General features: G+C 68.3%; 20 protein-coding genes and 2 pseudogenes. 10 read left to right on the top strand and 12 right to left on the bottom strand.

From position 1 onward, the window contains the following. Positions 1 to 52: 52 nt before the first annotated feature. Both E1293_RS22455 and E1293_RS22460 read right to left on the bottom strand, forming a co-directional pair. Entirely contained in the window at positions 53 to 430 is a 378-nt protein-coding gene (locus tag E1293_RS22455) for a hypothetical protein (protein ID WP_132199423.1), read from the bottom strand. After that, on the bottom strand, positions 409 to 810 hold the full coding sequence (locus tag E1293_RS22460) for an ATP-binding protein (RefSeq protein ID WP_165978348.1): 402 nt from the start codon (positions 808 to 810) through the stop codon (positions 409 to 411). Before E1293_RS22460 ends, E1293_RS22455 begins: the two co-directional genes overlap by 22 nt. Before the next feature lie 204 nt (positions 811 to 1014). Between E1293_RS22460 and E1293_RS22465 the strand changes: the two genes are divergently transcribed. From E1293_RS22465 to E1293_RS49520, 5 genes are all read left to right on the top strand, one after another. Beyond that, complete coding sequence (locus E1293_RS22465; RefSeq protein WP_132199425.1) at positions 1015 to 1818, top strand: helix-turn-helix domain-containing protein; 804 nt, start codon at positions 1015 to 1017, stop codon at positions 1816 to 1818. Further along, a complete protein-coding gene (locus tag E1293_RS22470) occupies positions 1809 to 1994 on the top strand; it encodes a DUF397 domain-containing protein (protein WP_132199426.1) in 186 nt (61 codons plus the stop codon). Before E1293_RS22465 ends, E1293_RS22470 begins: the two co-directional genes overlap by 10 nt. Before the next feature lie 69 nt (positions 1995 to 2063). Then, on the top strand, positions 2064 to 2249 hold the full coding sequence (locus E1293_RS22475) for a DUF397 domain-containing protein (RefSeq protein ID WP_132199427.1): 186 nt from the start codon (positions 2064 to 2066) through the stop codon (positions 2247 to 2249). A 237-nt stretch (positions 2250 to 2486) separates the two neighbouring features. Beyond that, a complete protein-coding gene (locus E1293_RS48675) occupies positions 2487 to 3023 on the top strand; it encodes a transposase family protein (protein WP_207939021.1) in 537 nt (178 codons plus the stop codon). Further along, positions 2932 to 3699 carry an ISAs1 family transposase gene (locus E1293_RS49520; RefSeq protein ID WP_243716400.1) on the top strand — a complete coding sequence of 256 codons (768 nt, stop codon included), beginning with the start codon at positions 2932 to 2934 and terminating at the stop codon, positions 3697 to 3699. The genes E1293_RS48675 and E1293_RS49520 overlap by 92 nt, the downstream gene beginning before the upstream one ends. Before the next feature lie 32 nt (positions 3700 to 3731). On the opposite strand, the pseudogene E1293_RS49525 reads toward E1293_RS49520, so the two are convergent. The 6 genes and pseudogenes from E1293_RS49525 to E1293_RS22510 all read right to left on the bottom strand — a co-directional run. Next, positions 3732 to 3890, bottom strand: a pseudogene (locus tag E1293_RS49525) (protein-L-isoaspartate(D-aspartate) O-methyltransferase); the annotation flags it as partial. A gap of 84 nt (positions 3891 to 3974) precedes the next feature. Then, complete coding sequence (locus tag E1293_RS22490) at positions 3975 to 4820, bottom strand: hypothetical protein (protein WP_132199428.1); 846 nt, start codon at positions 4818 to 4820, stop codon at positions 3975 to 3977. A 111-nt stretch (positions 4821 to 4931) separates the two neighbouring features. Then, positions 4932 to 6056 carry a NucA/NucB deoxyribonuclease domain-containing protein gene (locus tag E1293_RS22495; protein WP_132199429.1) on the bottom strand — a complete coding sequence of 375 codons (1125 nt, stop codon included), beginning with the start codon at positions 6054 to 6056 and terminating at the stop codon, positions 4932 to 4934. A 5-nt stretch (positions 6057 to 6061) separates the two neighbouring features. Further along, positions 6062 to 6577, bottom strand: a complete 516-nt coding sequence (locus tag E1293_RS22500) for a peptidase inhibitor family I36 protein (protein WP_132199430.1) — start codon at positions 6575 to 6577, stop codon at positions 6062 to 6064. 226 nt (positions 6578 to 6803) lie between these two features. Next, positions 6804 to 7601 (bottom strand): annotated as a pseudogene (locus E1293_RS22505) (IS630 family transposase); the annotation flags it as partial. A gap of 1295 nt (positions 7602 to 8896) precedes the next feature. Then, the gene (locus E1293_RS22510; RefSeq protein ID WP_165978350.1) at positions 8897 to 9703 is read right to left on the bottom strand and encodes a phosphatase PAP2 family protein; all 807 of its coding nucleotides are present in this window, start codon (positions 9701 to 9703) and stop codon (positions 8897 to 8899) included. Between the two features lie 520 nt (positions 9704 to 10223). Here E1293_RS22510 and E1293_RS22515 point away from each other — a divergent pair. Both E1293_RS22515 and E1293_RS22520 read left to right on the top strand, forming a co-directional pair. Then, positions 10224 to 11672 carry an OmpA family protein gene (locus E1293_RS22515; RefSeq protein ID WP_132199433.1) on the top strand — a complete coding sequence of 483 codons (1449 nt, stop codon included), beginning with the start codon at positions 10224 to 10226 and terminating at the stop codon, positions 11670 to 11672. A gap of 80 nt (positions 11673 to 11752) precedes the next feature. Further along, positions 11753 to 11992 carry a DUF6458 family protein gene (locus tag E1293_RS22520; RefSeq protein WP_132199434.1) on the top strand — a complete coding sequence of 80 codons (240 nt, stop codon included), beginning with the start codon at positions 11753 to 11755 and terminating at the stop codon, positions 11990 to 11992. Positions 11993 to 12037: 45 nt separating this feature from the next. Here E1293_RS22520 and E1293_RS22525 read toward each other — a convergent pair whose 3' ends face one another. The 4 genes from E1293_RS22525 to E1293_RS22540 form a co-directional block, all read right to left on the bottom strand. Further along, positions 12038 to 13411 carry a dihydrolipoamide acetyltransferase family protein gene (locus E1293_RS22525; RefSeq protein WP_243716401.1) on the bottom strand — a complete coding sequence of 458 codons (1374 nt, stop codon included), beginning with the start codon at positions 13409 to 13411 and terminating at the stop codon, positions 12038 to 12040. Positions 13412 to 13416: 5 nt separating this feature from the next. Beyond that, positions 13417 to 14394 carry an alpha-ketoacid dehydrogenase subunit beta gene (locus tag E1293_RS22530; RefSeq protein WP_132199436.1) on the bottom strand — a complete coding sequence of 326 codons (978 nt, stop codon included), beginning with the start codon at positions 14392 to 14394 and terminating at the stop codon, positions 13417 to 13419. Next, positions 14391 to 15536: a pyruvate dehydrogenase (acetyl-transferring) E1 component subunit alpha gene (gene pdhA / locus E1293_RS22535; RefSeq protein WP_132199437.1), complete on the bottom strand. Its 1146-nt coding sequence runs from the start codon at positions 15534 to 15536 to the stop codon at positions 14391 to 14393. The genes E1293_RS22530 and pdhA overlap by 4 nt, the downstream gene beginning before the upstream one ends. A gap of 199 nt (positions 15537 to 15735) precedes the next feature. Continuing rightward, positions 15736 to 17355: a hypothetical protein gene (locus tag E1293_RS22540; RefSeq protein WP_132199438.1), complete on the bottom strand. Its 1620-nt coding sequence runs from the start codon at positions 17353 to 17355 to the stop codon at positions 15736 to 15738. A gap of 94 nt (positions 17356 to 17449) precedes the next feature. Between E1293_RS22540 and purS the strand changes: the two genes are divergently transcribed. The 3 genes from purS (at position 17450) to purQ (ending at position 19121) form a co-directional block, all read left to right on the top strand. Further along, a complete protein-coding gene (gene purS / locus E1293_RS22545; RefSeq protein ID WP_132199439.1) occupies positions 17450 to 17692 on the top strand; it encodes a phosphoribosylformylglycinamidine synthase subunit PurS in 243 nt (80 codons plus the stop codon). A 184-nt stretch (positions 17693 to 17876) separates the two neighbouring features. Next, positions 17877 to 18341 carry an ATP-binding protein gene (locus E1293_RS22550; RefSeq protein ID WP_279473270.1) on the top strand — a complete coding sequence of 155 codons (465 nt, stop codon included), beginning with the start codon at positions 17877 to 17879 and terminating at the stop codon, positions 18339 to 18341. A 99-nt stretch (positions 18342 to 18440) separates the two neighbouring features. Further along, complete coding sequence (gene purQ / locus E1293_RS22555; protein ID WP_132199441.1) at positions 18441 to 19121, top strand: phosphoribosylformylglycinamidine synthase subunit PurQ; 681 nt, start codon at positions 18441 to 18443, stop codon at positions 19119 to 19121. Positions 19122 to 20115: the final 994 nt, after the last annotated feature.

Below are 20115 nucleotides of genomic sequence, written 5' to 3' on the forward strand. Positions count from 1 at the left end.
TGGTGGAACCACGCCTCGGAAATGTGGGTCATCGGGATGCCTCCGGCAGCACTTACCAGGTGGACGGGAACATGCGGTGCTTGAGGACGGCGTCGACCTGGTCGGCGGCGTGCTTGGTGTCGCCGCAGGGGCTGAGGTGGCCGTGCCGTCCGCGTCCGGCCTCGTAGTAGGCCCAGCCCCGGCCGGGCATGGCGTGGACGGTCACGGCAACGCGGACGTGGTCGTCGGGGCTGAACGCGAAGACCCACAGCAGTGGGGGACGGGTGGGGAACTCGTCGGCCTGGTAGAGCTTGACGAAGCGGTAGCTCCTGGCCTGGACGGCGATGGCGAGCAGGTCGAGATTGCGGACGGCGGTGGAGCGTCCCAGCCGTGTCCGCCACCCCAGCAGGTGACGGCCCGCCCGGACGTTCAGCGGGCGCAGCGAGCCCATGTGATCTTTCCTTCCTCGTTGAGCGGGCGGACGCCCCAGTCGTGGACGAGTTGCTCCATGAGCAGCAGGCCGCGCCCGCTCTCGGCGTCGTCGGACTCGTCCTGGACGAGGGGGAGTGCGCTGCTTTCGTCCCAGACCTCGATGACGGCGAGCGGCTCGCGCACGTCCAGGAGGACGCGGACGACGATGTGCCCGGTCCCGACGTGCTTGTAGCTGTTGGTGACGAGCTCGGTAACCACGAGCCGGCCGACGAAGTCGTCGGCGTGCCCCAGCTCGCGGAACCGGTCGGTGAGGTAGCGGCGCGCTTTCGCAGGTGCCTCAACAGATGGTTCGAGGACGAGCGGCGCCGGTCCCTCGGGCGCGAGTAGTACTGCTGGCATCGGTGAACCCCTCCAGCCTGGACGGAGGCTGATCTCGAACCGGGCCAACCCGCTAAACCGGAAGTACCCGCCGCTATCACCCTGTGTTATCGAACGAACACAATGAAGCCACAGAAGCGCGTAGGTTAAAGGGTGACCGAGGAAGTACCCACAACTTGGTTGCATCCGTTAGCGCGTCGGTTACCCCCCGGAAGAGAGATCAAGATGGCCTCCCCCAGTGACAAGGGCAAGGACACCCCCGAACTCCGAACCTTCGGTTTGGAGGTCAGGAGCTTGCGGGAGGCGGCAGGACTTAACCAGACCGAGTTGGCCGCTCTGGTGCACGTCTCGCGCGCATACATCAGCCACGTTGAACGCGGTAAGACCCGATGCCGGCTGGATTTCGCCACTCGGCTGGACGGTGCACTGCGTGCGAACGGTGAAGTCGTCCAGGCATGGAACGCACTGGTAGAGGCGATCAAGTCGATCAGGTACGCCAACTACTTCGTCGACTTCCCGAAGGCGGAGCTGACCGCCAGCCTGATCCGTGTCTACGAGACGCACATCGTGAATGGGTTGTTCCAGACCGAAGGCTACGCGAGCGCAATTCTGAAGAGCCCGGACGACGTCGCCACCCGTATGAGCAGGCAGAAGCGGGTCCTGGACGATCCGGCGCCCAAGATATTCGTGGTGCTGGAGGAGAGCGTCTTGCTCAGGCAGGTCGGCACGGTGGACGTCATGCGGGAGCAACTCGAGTACCTGATCGAGCTGTCTCACAGAGACGGCATCCGGCTCCAGATCCTCCCGACCGTCTACGTGGAGGAGGCGCGTGCGGCCTTCAATATTGCTACCCAGGCGGACCGCCGTGAGGCCGCGTACATCGTCAACGCGACAGATGGTGTGACCAGCGCAGACCCGACAGACCTGGCTAACCTGAACGAAACGTTCGCTAGTCTTCAGGCAGAGGCGTTGAACGTGAGGGACAGCCGAGCGCTGATCAGAAAGGTGATTGACGAGAGATGGACTTGAGCAGGGCAGTGTGGCGCAAAGCTTCGCGTAGCACGGTTCAGAATGACAGCTGTGTGGAAGTTGCGGGCGTGCCGAAGGTCGTGGCGTTTCGTGACAGCAAGGATCCCGGTGGCCCCAAACTCCTCATCAGTCAAGATGAGTTCCGCGACCTCGCCAACGCTCTCAAGAGCCTGTAAGGCATAGGGGGCAGGCACCGTGGGGCTGCCGGAAATGTGATCCTTGATCAGGAGAAAGAGATAGGCGACATGGACCTGGGCAAGGCAGTGTGGCGCAAGGCTTCGCGTAGCACGGTTCAGAATGACAACTGCGTCGAGGTCGCTGGCGTGTCGAACATCGTGGCGTTCCGTGACAGCAAGGACCCCAACGGCCCCATCCTCTTGGTGAGTCGCGCCGACTTTGGCCACTTGGCTCAGACGCTCAAGAACAGCTGACAGACATAGCGCGACGGATGGTCCGACGGGTTTGCCCCTGCCCGTGACAGGTGATGCGCTTGGACGGGAGCGGCTGGCGCACGATGGCCTGCCACGGCGGCGCAGGGCTACGGCGTAGTGGAAGTCACGGCCTGATTGTCCGGTTCGGGTCGGCCGGGTCGAGGATACGGAGATGCGTGCAGGCACGGCCTCCGCGATCATGAAGTTGTCTACGCCCCATGATCACAAGAGAAGACCGTGCCTGCCTGCTCATCATCGCTGATCTCTGCTGTTCTTGGCGACCTGGCCGCGCTGCCCGCCGCTGACCGTGACGTCCTGACGGAAGAGATCCCGCAGCCCACCGCCCATCTGGCGTGGGTGCCCGACCCGCGGGACCCGCGCGGGGTGCGGCACTCTCTGTGCTCACTGCTGTCGGTGGCGGTCGCGGCGGCCTTGACCGGGGCCACCTCGTTCACCGCGATCGGCGAGTGGATCGCCGACGCCCCGCCCGAGGTGGCGGCGGCACTGGGGATCAGGCACGACCCCCTATCCCGCATGTACCGGGTGCCGGACGAGGCGACCATCCGGGACGTCCTGGAACGGCTGGACGCGACCGCGTTCACCGAGGAGGCCGGCCCGTGGCCGGGAAGCCTGGCCGAGGCGCAGCACGATGCCGGGCAGGCCGCGCCGCCGGTCGATCCGGGTGGACGGCAAAAGCCTGCGCGGCACCCGCCACCACACCGCCTCGGGCCGGGCCCGGCACCTGCTCGCCGCCTGCTCCGGCCGGCACGGTAGCGTGGTGGCCCAACGCGAGATCGACGGCAAGACCAGCGAACTGTCGGCGTTCGAACCGCTGCTGCGTCCCCTGGAGCTGACCGGCACCGAGGTCACCGCCGATGCCCTGCACACCCAGCGCGACCACGCCCGTTTCCTGGTCGAGGACAAGAACGCCCACTTCATCCTGGTCGTGAAGAAGAACCAGCCCTCGCTGTACCGGCAGCTCAAGCAGCTGCCCTGGCGCCAGATCCCGACCGGGCACACCGAGGACCATCCCGGGCACGGCCGAACCGAACGACGGTCGATCAAGGTCACGGCCGTCGGGCAGGGCCTGCTGTCCCCGCACGCCGCCCAGGCCGTCCGCATAACCCGCAGAACCAGGCCCCGCCACGGCGGACGCTGGAAAACCGCGACGGTCTACGCGGTCACCAGCCTGTCCGCCCATCAAGCCCGGCCCGACGAACTCGCCGCCTGGATCCGGCAGCAATGGCAGATCGAGGCCCTGCACCACATCCGCGACGTCACCTACCGCGAGGACGCCTCGCAGGTCCGCACCGGCAGCGGCCCGGCGGTCATGGCGGCCCTTCGCAACATCGCGATCTCACTGTTGAAACTCTCCGGCTGGACCAACATCGCCCAGGCCAACCGCCGACATCTCCACCCTCGGCCTCGCAACCGGACATCAAACCCATAACGCGAGAACGCCGGAGCCCTGACGGCGGCCGTGGCGATCACCCGGTCGTAGGGGGCACCCGCCGGACTTCCGGCCTCGCCGTCTCCGGTGACGACCTGGACCGGGCAGCCGACCCCGGCGAGGTTCGCCTTCGCCTGCTCAGCCACCGCCGGATCGATCTCGATCGTGGTGACGTTCTGCGGCCCGATGATTCGGCCTCAATTCAACGGGGCATAGGCGGGATCGAAGAGGTCGCGATCCCGGGGCGTGAGGGCACACCAGCCTGGCTCAGGCTGCTATGTAGACTTTCCTTCCTCCCTATGAGGGCGCTTGAGATCGAGGGGTGGCGCCGCATGCTCGGGCCACAGCTGCAACCTGTGTTCTTCCTCGGCGCCGCTGGTGCGACGCGTGGACAGCCGCACCCGGTACACCGTGTGCGGCCACACCTGGGTGGGCAACTCCGGCAGGACGGCGCCTTCCTGGTCGGGGGCGGCGAGGACCAGTTCTGGGTACGGGTGGCTGACCCACTGCTGGCTGATCTCCCCCACATACTCCCAACCCTCGACGTCGGCCTCTGGGGCGACGGGCAGGATCTGGAGCGTAACGGCGACGGCGGGAGAGTCGGTGGCGACGGCCAAGCCTCGACCGGGCTCGGCAGAGCGGATCGGCGGCCCGCTGGTGGTGTCCGGCCGTCCATAGGTGAAGCCGGTGCGCCAGCCGCCCCGCGGCGGCTGGAACAGCGTGTAATAGTTGGCGTCGCCAAGGTCCAGGGGCTGCTGCGCTGTGGCGGGTTGTACGGGATGCGCTGGCAGGTCCTGGCTGATCTGGTCGAGCACGGTGTCGAGGGTGCGCATACCCTCCCCCGCCTCGTCGTCCTCACCGTTGCGCAGCAGAGTCAATGCGTCCCGATCGAGTTCGGCGACGACCACGTCCCACTGCCGCGGGGTGAGCGCGACTCGTACGTCATGTTCGGCGGGGTCATGCCAGCCGAGGATGTCCTTGACGGCCAGGCAGTCGTCGGTGATGCCGCGCGGGTCGCCCCATTGCGGTTCAGTGGTGATGCCTGGATCCAGGGCCAGGACGATCGTGTTGGCCTGCGCGGGAGCCAGTGTAACGGGCACCGTGTCGTGAGCGTGGGGCATGGAGCTCACACTCCTGTTGCTGGGTGGCAGGAACCAGCGGCCAGGGTATCGCCGCGAGACGACGCCCTGACCGCTGCCATCGGTGGAGCTCGATCGGTAGGTACGGCTAGGTCAGTACTGGCTGCACTGCTTCACCGTGGGGATCTGGTTGTCGGCCGGGGCGTTGAGGACCCAGACCCAGTACGGGTCGCCCTGGATGTAGGTCCCGCCCTCGTTTAGTGCCGGCAGGATCCGGTTGGCGCGGTACAGCGCGTTGTTCAGCGCGTTGCCGTGGTTGGTGTTGTCGGTACCGGGAAGGAACGCGCATGAGAATCGCGGGTTCTTGGTGCCGCCCTCCTCGCTGGAGGCGTACGGGTACTCGTCGCAGGTGGCCGCGGAGGCGGTGCCCATGTAGTAGACGCACCCCTCGCCCCCGATGTAGGCCTCGCTGTCGCAGCGGACATTAAACGGATCGTTGGTCGGAGCGGTGGGAACGGTGGGGAACGCTGAGTCCGTCGAGATGGTCAGCTGGATTTGGGGGTTGGTGTACTTAATCTCACCCGGCGCTGTCAACGGTATGGCCGTGGCCAGCTTGTAGTAGGTGTAGACCCCAGGGAAGATCTTCTTCTTCACAGGATCGGGAATCTTGCAGGTGCCGGTGTTGCAGGCCACGGAGGCGGTCTCCCAAGGGCCTGCCTCGACGAGCTCCGGCGGGAGAACGGTAGGGGTGAGGCCAACCTGCATCAGCCACGTGGAGTTTGTGGGGCTGAGGGTCGCCCACACATCCCATCTGACATACCCGACCTTGGTTGTGCCATCCTCAGCTTGGATGACGATCCGCAGCGTACTTTCTTGGCATGCGTGGAAGCGGTCATAGTTCACCTGACCGGGCACCTTGCTGCACAACGCGGGCGGCTGCGGGTCGGACGCACGGCGCTGCAGTTTCGACCATGCTGGTGCCTTGGGAGCCTTGTCGGGGCTTACCGTGTCCTGACATAACCGCGCCCTCTTGCCCTTGAGTCGAATGTTGTTGCACTTCGGCTTTTTGCTGACGCTTCCACGCTGTAGCCGCTCCAGGTAGCCCTTCACCGCCGCCGGGTCGCTCGGGTCACGGTGGGCCACAGTCGGGTCGGAGGAAGCAGCGGACGGCGCCGACGAAGCTTGCTGCGACGAGTGGCCGGGGCGTGGGGTGAAGGCGGTCAGCGTGAGCGACAGGACGCTCACCACGGCCGCAACCACTACTGGGAAACGTTTCATTGCTGTCACCCGCAGAAGGTCTCGAAGGCGTCGGCCTTGTTGTCAGCGGCGCCGACCTGCGTGGACTCGGCGCCCGGGAGCTCCGTCCACAGGGTGGTCGGCGGCGTCGTAGCCTGGTCATAGACCAGCACGGTGTTCTTGGAGAAGTTCTGCCAGGATGAGGTGGCGTTCCCGAATCCGTAGTCGGTGAGGTACTGCCACAGGCCGTTGGCGCCACAGTCATGGAAGCTGAGCTTGCGACCTCCGTAGTCGGTGTACTGGTAGAAGCAGTACCAGCCGGCGGTGCACACTCCGGCGGTGGCGCCGGCGGCGGGAATGGTCAGCACGGCGCCGCTGCTGAACGTGACCGTTCCCGGCCCGGTCTGTCGGGCGTCCGGGCGGCTGTTCACGACCTGGTCGACCTGCTGTTGAACCTTAGCCCGCGGGCCGCTGGCTAAGGCCTGCGCGGGCGCTGCGACGGCTGCGACGGCCGCCGCGATGGAGGCGACGGTGAGGGTTTGGACGAGGTGGCGGATTCCCATGCGTTCCTCTCAGAGAGTGAACACACCCTGTCCGACGATCGAACAAAGTGGCGAAGTGATCTCCGCACCCGAAAGCTAGATCGCCACACGCCGGTCAACAAAGAGTCAAGTGAGTAAAGTAATCTTTATGCACGCTCCCATCAGCGTTGACATAATCAGGTCATCGCTGGGTGTGAACCAATCGGGGGCAACGAGCGTCCTTTGCGCGAAGACGCAGGTCGCGACCCTAAGCGGCTCCTCGCAGTTGACCGGATTTGGTGATCTTGCTCTGGACGGCCTGGCGGCCGACGCGGTCACGCTTCACGTTCTTCCACACCCACTCATCGGGGTTGAGTTCGGGCGAGTAGGGCGGAAGGAAGAACAACTCCAGGCGTTCGGTGCGCTGCACGAACCGGCGGGTCATCTTGGAGGTGTGGATGCGGCCGCCGTCCACGATCAGGAACACCTTGCCGTCGGTATCGTCCAGCAGTCGGCGGCAGAAGGTGATGAACTCCTCGGACTTCAGGCCCTCGTCGTGAACCATGAACCGCAGTTTCCCCTTCGGCGACACCGCGGAAATCATCATGACCGACGTACGCGCGCCGGTCATTTCCACGACCGGGGTCTGGCCGGCCGGCGCCCACGTGGTGCCGGAGTGGAAGTCGGTCCGGATGGCCGCCTCATCTGCGAAGAAGATCTCCGCGCCCTCCTGGGCGGCCCGCCGGCGGATCTCCGGATAGGTCTCAGCCTTCCACTTCTCGACCTTCTCTGGATTCTGCTGGTAAGCGCGGTACAGCGGCTTCTGCGGCGACATCCCCAGCATCCGCAGCGTCCTGCCCACCGTGGCGACCGACACCCGGATCTTGAACCGCCGGAAGATCAGTTCTCCAACCATCGCGCGGGTCCACAACGCGAATCCGAAGCTCAACTGCCGGGGATCGGCTCCCACCAACAACGCATACAACTCCCGCAGCTGCGCCTCACTCAGCTTGCGGTCCGAGCCGCGCGCCTTCTTCGCCCGCAACGACTCTGGGCCGATCAGCCGGTAGTTCTTCCACCCGTCAACAACGTCGACCGATCAACCTCAACCGCGGCCGCGACCTTGTCCACCGGAAGCCCCTGCTCAAGCATCCGCACCCCGGCCGGCCGCTCCTCATAGGTCGACCTACGCCCCTTCTGCGCCACAGGACGATCATCCCACTCAAACGATCACCAATGTGGGGAAACCGCAGATCCCCTTAGATCATGTTCCGACGTTCGGGTCGCCTGAACGGGCTGAGCAGCATGCGTAGTCCCCGCCTGGACGGGAGGACGTACCGCATTCGCCCGCCGCCCATGTCTCTGGAAATTTCCGAGGAGTGGGGCGCTGATCGCCACTCACGAGTCGTCTTCGAGTACCTCTCCCAACGGGATTTTCGGAGAGATCACTCTGACCAGGCATGCGCGATGAGCGAAGAGTTCCTGGGAAGGGAACCCATCGATCATGGCGACTGAAACCCGGCGAAGCTCTGGAGAAGAATGGGCTATGCTCTGCGCGCACAAGGAACTGGTGAACCCCTGTGCATACGAGTGCTCAGTCATTGAGGCTGCACCATATATCCTTGTCGACTTGGCGTTGTATCCACCCGTTCGTTGACCACTGGTTGGTCACGATGGTCCCGTTCGAAGGGTCGCGGATGGTGACTTGGCTGCGTGTATCGTCTTGCTTCCAAACATAGACCTGGTTTCAGTTTTCGTCGCAGTAAATCCCATCCGCGTTCTCGATGACCTCATCCGGATCGATTCCTCTTTCCTTGGAGCGTACCCTCGCATGGAGGGTGTCGTTGATCGCTGTCTCGGACGAAGGTGGTGGTCGGCGGTCTTGGGTCTCAGCCGAGTCTTCGGCTTTCCTCTCGCGCTCGTGTCGCGAGGGCGTTCCTTCGGCGCGTCTCGGCGGCTGGGCTCTGTTGTCTCTTCGGCGTCCCCCTCGCTCTCGGGTTTCTCGCCGCGGGCGATCCCAGGGAGTCGGAGCGGGGAGTGTCGATTCTGTTCGGGTCGTCGTTGGGGTCGTTGCTTCTTTCGGCGCGGGCGCTGCGGACGGGGGGTGGTGTCTCGCGCTTCTCGCCTATCCCGGGCTCATATGGCTGCTGCGCGGCGGCGCGGCTTTCCAAGCGGGACTTCTGCCCCGGCGCGCCGGGTTGGTCGCGTGGCAGGGATTTGGCCTGGCCGGACGGCTTGGGCTGATCAGTGGGCTCGCCCTTGTCGTGTGGGTTGATGTACGTTTCGGAACCATGGCCATCCCCCCAAGGAGCCCGTGAGTTCGGCGCCGCAATCGTTCGGGTGGTGTCGAATGGCTGCCGTTTAGGAGGGGCTTTCTGCGCGGCTTCCTGCTGGTTCGGGCTTGGCGAGGTCGTCGTCGTCCGGTGCGTGGGGGCTTTCCGCCGCGGGGTCGGCGTCGGGTGCCGGAGCGGGTCCCTTGCGGCTGATCAGTTGGCCGGCGGCGTACAGGGTCCCGTTGCGGGCCCAGACCAGGCCGGTCGCCAACAGTGCCGCCATGGCCACCGCAACCCCGGCCACTACGTCCAGGACATAGTGGTTGGCGGTCACGACCACGGCGACGGCGGTGGTGGCCGGATGCAGCATGGCGACCCATCGCACGCGGTAGCGCCGCAGCAGCGCCATGATCACCAGCGCCACCCACACGGCCCATGCCACGTGCAGGGACGGCATGGCCGCGTACTGATCGGCGGGCAGCGGGGGGCTGTGGGTGATACCGAACCCGGCACCGGCCACGGTGTCGACGAAACCCTCACCCGGGAGCAGGCGCGGCGGCATCACCGGCAGGACGAAGAACACGGCCAGCCCGGCGAGGTTGATCAGGACGAGGGCGTTGCGCGCGGGCCGGTAGACGTCCGGGGCGGCGAGGTAGCAGAGCAGCAAGACGATCATGGTGAGGTTGGTGTGCATGTGCTGGTAGACCCAGACGGACACCTGCGACACATCATGATGCCTGGTCAGCCATCGGTTGACGCCGAGTTCCACGTCCAGGCCGAGGTGGTCTTCTATGCCCAGGATGTCCCGGCCATGGGAAAGCGCCGCCCCGTACCGGGTGTGGGCCAGCTTGCGAACATAGCCGTAGACCTCGAGCAGCGCGAAGACGATCGCCAACTCGCCTATCAACCATGGCCGCTTGCGGCGCAGTCGACGGATGCCGGTGTCACCACCGGTGCGTCGCCTCTCGGGGCGCTTGGTTGGGGCGCGCACGGTTCAGCCTTCTTTCGTACTCCGAACGGCCCGGCGATGCCTGTGCGGGCCGCTCGTTCACGCTGTCCGCCCGCCGGCGTGCACCGGGCGCTGATCACCGCCGCCCGCGCAGCACCGTAGCGCATCCGCGCCGGCAAGAACCGACCGGTACCGTCGATAGCGCGTCGGCGCCCCGGAGACGTAAGTCGATCATGCATCGTGGTCCTGGGCGGCTCCGAGCCACGAGGTCAACCGTGGGGTCTCTAGGAGCCTGGGACGGGTGGCCCGCGCGCGTTCGTCGTCGCGGTCATTCGGGCGCCGTCGAGCGGCCGCATCGCGCACCGGGGAACCCGAGGACATGCATGGTGCGGTTTATGGCGGGGGCTGTCGCATTTGACTACTATCAGCCCGTCCCTCGCCCCGTCTCCCCCTGACCGGATGGCCGATGCGCGTTCTGCCCCTCGCCGTCTCCCTCGCCGGGCTGCTGCTGGTCGCCGGCTGCGGCGACCCTGACAAGGCCGAGAAGGTCGCCCCGCCGACGGTGCGGGTGGGCGGCGCCCCCTCCAGCCCGGCCGCGCAGACCGGAGCGTTCTCCAAGGAAGGCTGGTTCGGCGGTGCGGACGGCCTGCACGCGCGGCTCGCCATCAGGGCCGTCGAGCGGCAGGGCTCCAAGGCGGTGCTTCGGTACAGCGTGACGTCCATGGACTCGGCCTCGAAGACCGTCCCGCTGGAGATCGCGCTGGTCGACCCGGTCGGACGGCGGCTCTACAAGCCGACCGGGACCACGAGCGCCGCCGGCCTCGCGCCCGGCACCACCCGGGAGATGGCCGCCGAGTACCCGCCGATCCCGGCGGACGTCCAGAAGGTCACCGCGATCACCCCTGGGACGGCCGGCGAATTCACCGGCATCCCCGTGACAAGCGGTTCGGCCACGCCGACATCGTCCACGCCGACGTTCTCCCCTTCGGGTGGGTACTCCGGGTCGCGGGAGCCGGCCCTGCCTCTGATGGCGCCCACGTCGCCGTCGTCCACGCCGACCTCGTCCACGCCTTCGGCGACCACGACGTCCACGACCGCGCCGGGCGGGAATCCGGTCGACCTGTACGGCATCGTCGAAGGGGAGACGCAGACGGTCGCGTCCAGCCGTTCGGGCGTGACGGTCAGCCTGGGTGGGGACGTGCTGTTCGAGACCAACACGGCGAAATTGTCGAGTCAGGCGAAGGACGTCCTGGACGACACCGCGGAGCAGATCAAGGCGAAGGCGTCGCGGGCGCTGACGATCGAGGGGCATGCGGGCGATTCGAAGCTGTCGGGTGAGCGTGCCCAGGCCGTTCAGAAGGAGTTGAAGTCGCGGCTTGGTGACGACTTCACCTATGCGGCGAGCGGTAAGCAGGGCGGCAACGGCGTCGACATCTCCTACCAGCTCAAGAGCACCACGTCCGGTGGTACGTCACCGGCGACGTTCCGTGCGCAGGACGGCCAGAAGGTGGGGACGCGCACCGCGAGTTTCGGCAAGGACAAGCGGCGCCTTGAGGTCAAGCCGTTCCACCGGGACGGCGCCTACATCGTCGCCGTTTTCGACATTGTGGACGAGGGCCCCGGAACCACACCGCCGGACGCGTCCTACCCCAGCACGAACTACCCGGGAGGCGTGTTCGGGTCGTTCTCCATCCAGGTGCCAGGCCAGAAGGACGTCTACCGTGCCGTCCGCGTGGGCCCTGCCACGCCGGGCAGCACGAGCACGTACATCGACCCCGGTCGCGCCGTGTTCCGTACTGCCGTCAACGAGCCCGTTCGCGGCTTCGTCTACCTGCCCGCACCGCCCGGCAACGTCACGTCCGTCACGTTCGACGCCGGTCCTTTCGGCAAGGTCGACAAGGTTCCCGTGTCCTAGACCAAGCCTTCGACGTGTGACGGACGATCCCAGCGGATAGTAAAAGAGCAGGCTATGGATCGTCTGGCGGAGGTCATCGCATGGGTGTCGGCGTCAGCATTTTCACGATCACGATCGGGCTGATCCTCAAGTTCGCGATCAAGCCGGACGCGATGAACGACCCGGTGGACATCCATATCATCGGGGTCATCTTGATCATCGTCGGCGGGGTGTCGTTCGCGCTCCAGCTGCTGATGATGTCCCGTACGCAGCAGCGCGGACCGCGCTTCCAGAGCAGGCGGGACGAGCGCATGTACGACGGGGAGGAGCCGCCTCGCTGAAATGCCCGAGGGCCGACGCGCCGCGCCGGCCCTCGGAACGGTTCCTCAGCTCCAGGCGAGCATGCGGATCGGGTCTTCGAGCATGTCGCCGACGTCGCGGAGCACGCGCGAGCCCAGTTCGCCGTCCACGATGCGGTGGTCGAACGACAGCGACAGCGTGGTCACCTTGCGGACCGCCAGTTCGCCCTCGTGCACCCACGGCATGTCGCGGATCTGGCCGAACGCCAGGATCGCCGCCTCACCCGGGGTGAGGATCGGGGTCCCGGTGTCCACGCCGAACACGCCCACGTTCGTGATCGTGATCGTGCCGTCGGACAGGTCGGCAGGGGACGCCTTGCCCGCGCGCGCCTTCTCGGTGAGTTCGACCAGAGCGCGCGCGAGGCCGGGCAGGTCGAGGTCTTGCGCGTCCTTCACCTTGGGGACGATGAGGCCGCGCTCGGTGGCGGCCGCGATCCCCAGGTTCACGTAGCGCTTGACGACGATTTCCGCGCCGGACGGTCCGTCCGCCCATGCGGCGTTCACCATCGGGTTCCGTGCCACGGCGGTGAGCAGCGCGCGCGCCACCAGCAGCAGGGGCGACACCTTCACTTCGGCGAATTCGGGCAGTTCGCGGAGCCGCTTGACGGTCTCCATCGTCCGCGTCACGTCCACCTGGAGGAACTCGGTGACGTGCGGGGCGGTGAACGCCGACGACGACATCGCCGCCGCGGTCGCCTTGCGGACGCCCTTGACCGGCATCCGCTCCTCGCGCGCCGCTTGGACGGGCACAGCCTCGGGCCCGGCCTGCGCGGCGAGGACGTCCTCGCGCGTGATCGACCCCTGCGGGCCCGACCCGGTGATGGACGCGAGGTCCACCCCGAGGTCCCTCGCCATCTTGCGGACGGGCGGCTTCGCCAGCGGCAGACCGTTATCCACAGGCTGTGGACGAGGAGCGGGCGCCTGCGGGGCCGGCGCCTGCGGGGCGGGCGCGGGGGGAGGCGCCCCGTTGGCCGGCTTGCGGGCGCGGCGCTTGGTCGTCCCCTCCTTGACCCCGTACCCGACGAGGACGGGCTGCCGCTTGGGCGGCTCGTCCGGCGACACCATGCCCGGCTCGTTGGCGGTCGGCACGCCCTCCTCGCGGAGCGCGGCGTCCTGCGCCGGGGGCTCGGACACCGGCGTCGCCACACCGCCCTCGCCCTCGGCGTCCACCGAGATGATCGGGACGCCGACGTCCACGGTCTCACCCTCGGTGACCAGCAGCTCGGTCACCACGCCATCGAACGGGCAGGGCAGCTCGACGATCGCCTTGGCGGTCTCGATCTCGACGATGGTCTGGCCGTCCTCGACGGTGTCGCCGGGCTGGACGTGCCACTTGACGATCTCGGCCTCCGTCAGGCCCTCGCCCACGTCCGGCAGTTTGAACAGTCTCGGCTGGCTCACCGGCGTCACCACGCGAAGGTCCGGTCGGCCGCGTCCAGGATGCGGTCGAGGTCGGGCAGATAGTGGTCCTCGTTACGGGACGGCGGGTACGGCGCGGAGAACCCGCCGACCCGCAGCACCGGCGACTCCAGCCGGTAGAAGCACTTCTCGGTGATCCGCGCGGCCAGCTCGGCGCCGTACCCGTTGAAGACGGGCGCCTCGTGGACGACGACGCAGCGTCCCGTCCGGTTCACCGACTTCGTCACGGTCTCGATGTCGAGCGGGTTCAGCGAGCGCAGGTCGATGACCTCCAGTGAGCGCCCCTCCTCGGCGGCGGCCGACGCCGCTTCCAGGCACGTCTTCACCGCCGGCCCGTACGCCAGCACCGTCACGTGCTCGCCCGGCCGGACGACCTGCGCGCTGTGCAGCGGCGCCCAGTCGGCCGAGTCGGTGTCGACCTCGGCCTTCTCCCAGTACCGGCGCTTCGGCTCGAAGAAGATCACCGGGTCGGGGGAGGCGATCGACTGCTGGATCATCGCGAACGCGTCCACCGGGTTCGAGCACGCGACCACGCGCAGGCCGGCGGTGTGCGTGAAGTACGCCTCGGGCGACTCCGAGTGGTGCTCGACCGCCCCGATGCCGCCGCCGCACGGGATCCGGATGACGACCGGCAGCGACAGCTTGCCGAGCGAGCGCATCCGCATCTTGGCGAGCTGGGTGATGATCTGGTCGGCGGCCGGGAACACGAACCCGTCGAACTGGATCTCCACCACGGGCCGGTAGCCGCGCAGCGCCAGCCCGATCGCCGTCCCGACGATGCCGGACTCGGCCAGCGGCGTGTCGATGACCCGCTCCTCGCCGAAGTCCTTCTGGAGGCCGTCGGTGATGCGGAAGACCCCGCCGAGCTTTCCGACGTCCTCACCCATCACCAGGACCTTCGGGTCGTTCTCCATGGCCTTGCGCAGGCCCTCGTTGAGTGCCTTGCCGAGGGTCAGGGTGCTCACTTCGCCTCCTCGCCGGACGCCGGCTCCTCGAACGACGCCAGGTAGGCGGCGAACTGCTCCTGCTCCTCGGTCATCATCGGATGCTCGTCCGCGTAGACGTTCTCGAACATCGCCAGCGGCTCCGGGTCGGGCATCGAGCGGCAGCCCTCGCGCAGCTCCTTGGCCATCTGCGTGGCCACGTCCTCGACCTTCTCGAAGAACCCGGCGTCGGCCAGGTCGTTGCGGACGAGGTAGGCCTTGACGCGCTCGATCGGGTCCTTGAGCTTCCAGGACTCCTCTTCGGCCTTCAGCCGGTAGCGGGTGGGGTCGTCGGTCGTCGTGTGGGCGCCCATCCGGTAGGTGAACGCCTCGATGAGCGTGGGGCCCTGGCCCGTCCGGGCGTTCTCCAGCGCCTTCCTGGTCACGGCGAGGCAGGCGAACACGTCGTTCCCGTCCACCCGCAGGCCGGGGAACCCGAAGCCCTGAGCCCGCTTGTACAGCGGGATCCTCGTCTGCCGCTCAAGCGGCTCCGAGATGGCCCACTGGTTGTTCTGGCAGAAGAACACGATGGGGGCGTTGGACACGGAGGCGAACACGAACGCCTCGTTCACGTCGCCCTGCGAGGTGGCCCCGTCCCCGAAGTAGGCGATGGTGGCCGCCGCCGACGGTGTGCCGAGCACCCCGTCCCGCTGGATGCCCATCGCGTAGCCCGTCGCGTGCAGCGTCTGGCTGCCGATCACGACGGTGTACAGGTGGAAGCCGTGCTCCTTGGGGTCCCATCCGCCGTGGCTGACGCCGCGGAACAGGCCGAGGAGCGTCAGCGGCTCCACGTTCCGGCAATAGGCGACGCCATGCTCCCGGTAGGTCGGGAACGCCATGTCGTGGTCGTTCAGCGCGCGCCCGGAGCCGATCTGCGCCGCCTCCTGCCCCAGCAGCGACGCCCACAGGCCGAGTTCGCCCTGCCGGGTCAGCGCCACGGCCTCCAGGTCGATCCGCCGGACGATCACCAGATCGCGGTACAGGTCGCGTACGTCCTCGGCGCTGAGGTCCAGGGGGTAGTCGGGATGCTCGACGCGCTCTCCCTCGGGGGTGAGCAGCTGGATGAGCTCGGGTCGGTCGAGCTCAGGGGTGTCGGGCGCGCCGCGCACGGAGTCGATCGTCATCGATGACACTCCTCGTTCGGGGCCGTCGCGCGGGATCGCCGCACGGCCGGCCGATGTCAAACGGCCCAAGCCCCCGGGTAAGGGACAAAAGCCGCAATGCCATCGTGGCAGACATCACACCCTGCGATGCAAGTCCCGCCACCGAGGTCCCTACCCCTGCGTTCCGGCGCTGACCCAACCGCGGCGTATGACAACCGCCCTATTCGCGCGACAGCGCGCGGGTCGCGCCGGCGGCGACCGTCAGGCCGAGGAGGAGCCCGCCGGCGACGATGAGGTTGGCGATCCACTGGTAGACGCCCGTGGGGGCGAACTCCACCTCCTGGCCGAGGCTGCCGATGGGCAGGAGCAGGTCGAGCGTGTAGAAGAACGCGTTGAAGTGCGGCTTGTGGCCGGTGTCGAGGACGGCCGGCCTGTGGATGGAGAAGACGATCGTGCCGAAGGCGAGCAGGCCGATCAGCCAGCTCGCGGCGCGGAACGGGCGGTAGCCGTAGCCGACCAGGGCGTCCTGCAGGAACCCGACGATCTTGCGGGGGACGCCCTGCGTCCGGCGCCGGTCGCGGGCCTTGGCGAGCAGGATCGAACGCCCGTCGGCGTCCAGGCCGAGGGAGCGGTACGTCTGCGCGAGGCGCTCGTAGGGCTGCGGCGCGTAGCCGTCGGTGTCGCGGCGCAGCCAGTCCAGGCGCTCGCGGGCGGTGAGGGGCGGTTCGAGGGTCTCGTACTGGAGGCCGTCGAGCTGCAGGCGCGCCGGCCAGGAAGCGGCGTCGTCGCGCAGCAGGTTGATGCGGGCGTAGGAGAGGTCAGCGGTGCCGCCGACCGGTTCGGCGGTGCGGAGGAGGAGCTCCTCGGCCTGGACGCGCTGCAGGCTGAGGGCCGTCCCCTCGTCGTGGCGGAGGCGGGCGTCGCGCAGGCTGAGCTGGCCGGTGACGCGGGCGCCGGAGAAGCTGACGGCGCCGATGGCGGTGAAGCCGTCCGAGCAGTAGACGTCGGTCTCGACGGCCATGTCGTCGGCGTTCAGCGCGGTTCGCTTCGGCGCGGACAGCCGGGCGCCGACGAACGACAGGTAGCCGCCGACGCGGGCGCCGCGCAACCGCACCTCGCCCTCGGTGGTGAATCCGCCGTCGCAGAACACGTTGGCCGCCACGTCCAGCCGGCTCGCGTACAGGGCGACGCCGGACGGGTTGTGCAGCCGCGCCCCCCGGAAGATCAACTGGCCGCCGATGCGGGCCCCGGGCAGCCGGACCTCGCCGTTGGCCGTGAAGTTCTGGTCGCAGTAGACGTTCGCCTCCACCGAGAGGCGGTCGGCGAGCAGCGCGTCCCCGCCCGGGTTGGCCAGCTGCACGCCCGACATGTTGAGGATGCCGGTGATGTGCGCCCCGTCCAGCCACAGGCCCCCGTTGATGCGGCTGCCCTCCAGCCACAGGTGCCCGTCCACCCGGGTACCGGACGCCACCAGGCCGGGCAGCCGGCAGCGCATCAGGTGGACGCTGCTCATGTTCGCCCAGTACAGGTGCGGCGCCTCGTCGAACGCGCAGCCGGTGAGCGCCAGCGGGACGCTCACCTCCGCGTGCCCGAGGTTCAGCGACCCGGTGACCCGGGCGCCGCCGAGCCGGACCGCGGCGACCTGGCCCGGCTCCGCCGCCACGGCGCCGACGAGGAGCGCGACGAGGACCTCCGCCCTGACCACCCGGTCGTGGCCCCAGCGGTCGGCCTGCCCGATGTCGTCGAACGCCGGGTCGCCGGACGACAGGTCGACGGATTCGCCCTTGGGAAACGCCTCCCACAGCCGGCGTTCCACAGGGGTCAGGTCGTCGATGTTCATCGGGTGGCTCCGGGGGGTTCGGTGGCTCCTGCTGGGCAATGGTGCCGTACGCTTTCGATCGTAAGGAAAAGCGCAGATCAGTGAGGGGGCGACCGTGGCGCGTGTCGTCGTGGACGTCATGCTCAAGCCGGAGATCCTCGACCCCCAGGGGCAGGCGATCGCCCGCAAGCTGCCCCAGCTGGGGTTCGAGGGGGTCGTCGCCGTCCGGCAGGGCAAGCGGTTCGAGGTGGAGCTGGAGGGGGACGCCGACGAGGACGCCCTGGAGCGGGTCGGCAAGATCGCCGAGACGCTGCTGGCCAACCCCGTCATCGAGAACTACGAAGTGCACGTGCTCTGACCGGCTCCGGCCGCCCGCCGGAACGGTATGGAATGCCGTTCGGTATTCGGCCGCCGGTTGGTTCGTTCCATGTTACGGACCCGTGAGTACGGCGATTACGGAGGATTGCGCCGGGGAACCGTAACCCACGTCGAAGTCGTCGAGCACGCTCCGGGACCGGGGGACTGGTCGGGACGCCCGGGGCATGACGCGAGGTGCCGGGGTGGAGTTGAGGTTCGCGCTCGCACTGCCGCGCGATCCCCGTAGCATTCCCGTAGTCCGGCGGGTGACAGGGGACGCGCTGCGGGGGCTGGGCGTTTCCGAGGACTGCGTCGACGACCTCCTGGTCGCCGTCTCCGAGGCGTGTACGAACGCCGTCCTGCACGCCCGCGCGACAGGGGACTTCGAGGTCACCGGGCATGTGGACGACGGGGTGTGCATGCTCAAGATCATGGACTGGGGCCGCGGGCCCCGGCCGGCCCCCGAGGATCGGGGTGTTTTGAGCGAATCGGGACGCGGGATTAGGATCATGCGGGCGCTGGTGGACGATCTGGACATCGACTCCGCCCCCGACAGAGGCACCGTCGTTCACCTGCGGAAGCGGCTGACCTGGCGAGATGGTGCCCTGGTGGGAGCCCTCGGCCGCAGTCTCATGCACAACGCCGGGTAGATTGGTACGCGCGCGGGGGGATTGCGACGCGCAGACGGGGTGATCGACGGAGGAGCTCCCGACCGTCCCGGCCACCCTCATTTCGGAGGAACAAAAGAGATGGACGCTGCCCGGGTCGGGATCATCACCTTCCCTGGTTCTCTGGACGACAAGGACGCCGCACGCGCCGTGCGGCTGGCCGGCGCAGAGCCGGTCGCCCTCTGGCACGGGGACCACGACCTGCAAGGGGTCGACGCGGTCGTGCTGCCAGGCGGGTTCTCCTACGGGGACTACCTGCGGGCCGGGGCTATCGCCCGGTTCGCACCGCTGATGACCGAACTGGTCGCCGCCGCCGGCGACGGCCTGCCGGTCCTCGGCATCTGCAACGGCTTCCAGGTGCTGTGCGAGTCGCACCTGCTGCCCGGCGCGCTGCTACCGAACGCCGGCCTGCACTTCGTGTGCCGCGACCAGCGGCTGCGGGTCGAGAACGCCGACACCGCCTGGACCAGCGAGTACAGCGAGGGCCAGGAGGTGGTGATCCCGGTGAAGAACCGGGACGGCCGCTACACCGCCGACCGGGAGACCCTGATCGAACTGGCCGACTCCGGCCGGATCGTCGCCCGGTACCTCGACCTGAACCCGAACGGCTCCCTCGACGACATCGCCGGAATCTGCAACGAGGCCGGCAACGTGGTCGGCCTCATGCCCCACCCGGAGCACGCCGTGGAGTCACTGACCGGCCCGTCCACCGACGGGCTCGGCTTCTTCAGTTCGATCGTCAACAGACTGGTCAGCGCATGAGCGAGCAACGGCCCCACGCCTCCGGACGAGCCACCCGGGACGAAGACGAACCTTCGATGGAGTGGCTCGGGGAGCTCAAGTCCGATGCCGACGACCCCGAGCTCCAGCCCGTCAACCCGGCGGTGACGCAGGGCTTCAAGGCGATCCTCGACGAGGACCTGCCCAACGTGAAGGCCGCCTCACCGCAGCCTTCGGCTCCGCCTGCGGTTCAGCCCGAGGCTCCGGCTGCGGTTCCGGCTGCCGAGCAGTCTTCCGGGCCTTTTACGGGGCCCATTCCGGTGCTGAACGGCGCGTCCGGCCAGGGCCTTGAGGGGCCTGAGGGCCTTGAAGGGCCGCAGCAGGAGTTCGCGCGCGCCCTGGAGGAGGAGCGCGCCGCCGGTGACCCGTCCACCACCGTAGTGGACCCGTCGCCGTCCGTGCCCGACGAACAGCCGCCGTGGAACACCGGCCCGCAGCCGTCCGTCGGCTCCGGCACCGGCCCGCAGCCCGCCGTCGGCACCGGCACGGGCCCGCAGCCCGCCGTGGGCACCGGCACCGGGCCGCAGCCGTCCGTCCACCCTGGGACGGGGTCGCAGCCCCTCATCGACCTGAACTCGGGCCCGCTCGGGCAGCACGGCCCCGGCGGCACCAGCCCGCAGCCCGCCGTCGGCCCGGGGACGGGTCCTCAGCCCGCCGTGGGCACCGGCCCGCTCCCCGCCGTCAACTTCGCCACGGGCCCGCAGCCGTCCATCGGCTCCGGGACAGGCCCGCAACCGTCCGTCGGCCCCGGAACAGGCCCGCAGCCGGCCGTGGGCACCGGCACCGGCCCGCAGCCGTCTGTCGGCCCCAGGACGGGCCCGCAGCCCGCCGTGGGTTCTGGGACGGGCCCGCAGCCCGCCATCGGGCCCGGAACCGGCCCGCAGCCGGCCGTCGGGCGTGGCACGGGCCCGCAGCCCGCCATCGGCCGGGGGACCGGGTCGCTGCCCGCCATCGGACGGGGCACCGGGGCGCTGCC

It is taken from the genome of Actinomadura darangshiensis (genome assembly GCF_004349235.1).
Lineage (GTDB): Bacteria > Actinomycetota > Actinomycetes > Streptosporangiales > Streptosporangiaceae > Spirillospora > Spirillospora darangshiensis.